This window comes from Cellvibrio sp. (assembly GCF_053579595.1).
In genome coordinates this window covers 1-3,562 of record NZ_JBRFPI010000435.1, presented here as the reverse complement: position 1 = coordinate 3,562, position 3,562 = coordinate 1, and the positions used below count along the sequence as shown (strand labels likewise).

Genomic DNA, 3,562 nt, shown 5'->3' with positions numbered 1-3,562 from the left:
TCTTTGGAAATATGCGGATGCGCATTGCGCTCGCTCGGCTCGCCGTGGGTTGCCCAGCGTGTGTGCGCAATACCAGTGCCACCGGGAGTTGGGGTGCTGTGCACTGCGTCAGATAATTCTTTTACTTTGCCGAGGCGGCGCACGCGCTGCAATTCGCCACTGCTGTTTACCACTGCCACACCGGCAGAGTCATAACCGCGATATTCAAGGCGACGCAATCCTTCAACCAGAATATCCACCACATCACGTTGCGCTACTGCGCCGACAATTCCACACATAATTAACTCCTTGAGCTTTAATAGTAGTAACCATTTATTTCTTGTAAAAAATTTTGTTTTTGCAAATCGTGGTCTTAAGGCTTTTTAAAAAAAGCTATGCGGATGCACAAATCACTTGCACACCCTGTTGTTCGATTTTCTGTTTGTCTTTTGCATCAATGCCGTCATCAGTGACGAGGACTTTTATCGCCGACCAAGGCAATTCCAGGTTGTGGATTTTGCGCCCGATTTTGTCGGACTCGGCCATCACAATCACTTCGCGTGCAACTTCCGCCATTACACGGCTGAGGCTGTAGAGTTCGTTAAAGGTTGTTGTGCCGCGCTCTAAATCCAAACCATCGGCGCCGATAAAAAACTGGTCGAAGTTGTAGGAGCGCAGGATCTGCTCGGCAAGCTGGCCTTGGAAGCCTTCAGATTTCGGGTCCCAGGTACCGCCGGTCATCAAAATCGTGGGTTCGTTTTCCAGCTCGCGCAGGGCGTTGGCGATGCTGAGGGAGTTGGTCATCACCACCAGCCCCTGCTTGTGGGATAACTCCGGAAGTAGCGCTGAGGTGGTGGAGCTGCCGCTGTCGAGGATGATTCGGTTGTGGTCGCGGATCAGTTGCGCGGCGGCTTGGGCGATGGCCTGCTTACGAACCGAAACTTTTTCGATTGGATCACTCATCAACTCTTGGGGAACTGGAACCGCGCCACCGTAGCGACGCAAGAGCAAACCATTAGACTCCAATGCGGCCAAATCCTTACGAACAGTGACTTCTGAAGTAGAAAACTGCTCAGCGAGGGTCTCAACACTGACCTCACCGCTATTATTTAGCAGGTCAATAATCGCCCGGCGGCGCTGTTGGGTGTTTCGTTTGGTCATTATCGAATCGCCAATAAGTTTCGTTGTGAAAGTTATTGTAGTCTTTCGAAACTTATTGGCAAGGTTTATTTGGTTAAAAATCAACTTGGTGTTAGAAGAACAGGCGTGCCAGAGGCATGCTTACCTGCCCAAAATCCCAGAATTCCTCAACATTGGCGTTGATCATGACGGCAACAGCCATCTTTCGCTCCGGAATTACCATCAGCCAACTTTGGCTACCGCGCGAAACACCGCCGTGATTGGCATTTTTGATGATTCCTTTGCCATCGTCATACTCTGCCCAACGCCAACCGAGCGCATAGTTTTGCGGATTGATTGAGCCATCTGATAATGATTGGGGTAGCCAAAAAAGCTTGCGGATTTTCGGTGCGATAAAATCATCATTCAGCCAGGCTGATCCCAGCTTGGTCATATCGGAAGGTGTGGAGATGAATCCTCCGCCCGCGAGCCTATGGCTCAAATCGACGTTTTGCCACACGCGAAATGCAGGGTGCTTTCCATCTTGATTCCAGTAAAAAGTCGCCAATGAATTCGGCTGGAACAATGCATATTCAGCACCCGTGGCGTTCATTCCCAGAGGCTTAAAAATGTTGTTGTGCATGGCACTAAGAAAAGGCTCACCGGCAACAGACTCTAGCACCACACTTTGTAATACGGTATTGAAACTGGTGTAGTGAAATTGGCTGCCCGGTGTAAATAGCAGCGCTGTATCGTCAAACACTTCCAGCGATTCACGCACGGATGTGTAGCGTTTATCGAGCTTGAATAAATAATACATTCCCCATAAATCGCCATAATTATCCATATAATCCGGCAAACCGCTGGAGTGGGATGCGAGTTGCCGCGGCGTAATACCTTTCCATTGCGGATTAGGTAAATTCGAAGCGTAACTCGATAAAGGTTTATCCAAATCGATTTTTCCTTCCTGAACAAATTTAGCGAGCAATGTGGCGGTGACAGCTTTAGAGGTACTGCCAATCCGGAATTGGGTTCTATCCGTTGCCGGTATTTGTTGTTCGATATTTTCCCAACCCACTGCACCCGTCCAAACGATTTTTCCATCCACCGCGACTGCGGCGGAGATTGCCGGTGCGTGAATTTCTTCCCGATGTTGCGCCAATAATTGCAACGCGGCGGTGGCTTGCGGATGAGCAGAAAATGCCGTTGTTTGAGGATAAGCATCCGGTGCCGCTATATCGGCTGGGAACCACATCGGCACCTTGCCTTCATAGGCAAGGAATTGGTAAATCGGGGCGGCAAACCAAATAAATGCCATCGCACCGGCGAGCAGGCTGATTTTTTTGTAGGAAATATTGCGCATTGTTTTTCACCATCGTGTGTTTATTAAAAACACGCACTTTGGTGAAAGATCTGGAAATTGGCTTAGCAAAATCAAAAAAAGCTGATCAATTTTAAAATTGACCAGCAATATTCAATATTATTCAGGTGAATTCGACTGTTGCGCTGTAGTTCGATAAACCGTCGGCGTAGTGCCCACAATGTCTTTAAACGCTCGATTAAAAGAGGCGATGGATCCGAAACCTATATCCAGCGCAATCGTGAGTACCGGTAATGACGTTTCCACCAAGCGTTTGCTCGCCGCCTCGATTCGGTAGTGATTCAGGAACGCGTTGAAGTTGGTGTAACCCAGCGATTGATTGATCAATTTACGCAAATGGTGATCTGGACATTCCAATTGTTCAGCTAATTTGCTGATGGTGAGATCGGGTTGTAAGTAACCTTCATCCTCAATAAAGCTATGCAATTTTTTAGCGAGCGCATTTTCTTGCGGGATTAAACGTGAGTAACGCGGTGCATCCGGTGTTGTATCTGATACGGATGCGGGTTCTGGTTTTATCGATAAAGCATGAAAAAATAACAGCCCCGCCGTCACACTGGTGCCAAGCAAACAAATAGAGGCGTTCATCAACATAAAAATCTGGTGGCGATTCAAGCGGGTATTACTGAGTTCGACCAGATCTAACATCAGAAAAAATAATCCGACTAACAATACAAACCAAAAACGCGCAACACGCCGCTGCTCTACCAAATCATTACGCCAAGTCAGCATCACGCTTGCCAAAAGATGCACAATAAATATCAAGGCAATGACATGACTTGCCATTTGGAGATAGCCGCCACCGCCACGAATCAAGAAAACATAAATATAAAAACAGGCCAACAGCACCAAGGCTGCTTTTCCAAAAATTGGCCCGCGCCGTAAATTGAATTCGTCATCAAACAATTGTTTGCCATACAACCATAAAAAAACCGGCATGGTGTGGGTAAACATCAACAGAATGCTGCGAATAAATCCCTGTGGGCGCGGTGAGTAAGGCGCGGTCAGCAATAAATACGCAGCAACACGCAACGCCAACATCAACGGAATAATCTGCGCGCGAAAAGTCGATGGCGTGCGATA

The 3,562-nt window shown here is 47.9% G+C and carries 3 protein-coding genes and 1 pseudogene; all 4 read right to left on the bottom strand.

Translation table 11 applies throughout. The features are described 5' to 3' along the window. Positions 1–278, bottom strand: a pseudogene (locus tag ACWA6V_RS19200) (glutamine--fructose-6-phosphate transaminase (isomerizing)); the annotation flags it as partial. 94 nt (positions 279–372) lie between these two features. Further along, positions 373–1,140, bottom strand: coding sequence for a DeoR/GlpR family DNA-binding transcription regulator (locus ACWA6V_RS19195; protein WP_449524000.1), 768 nt, complete (start codon positions 1,138–1,140; stop codon positions 373–375). Positions 1,141–1,231: 91 nt separating this feature from the next. Beyond that, positions 1,232–2,461: a serine hydrolase domain-containing protein gene (locus ACWA6V_RS19190; RefSeq protein ID WP_449523999.1), complete on the bottom strand. Its 1,230-nt coding sequence runs from the start codon at positions 2,459–2,461 to the stop codon at positions 1,232–1,234. A 117-nt stretch (positions 2,462–2,578) separates the two neighbouring features. Next, positions 2,579–3,562: helix-turn-helix domain-containing protein (locus ACWA6V_RS19185; protein WP_449523998.1), on the bottom strand; the 984-nt coding region annotated here is incomplete at its 5' end.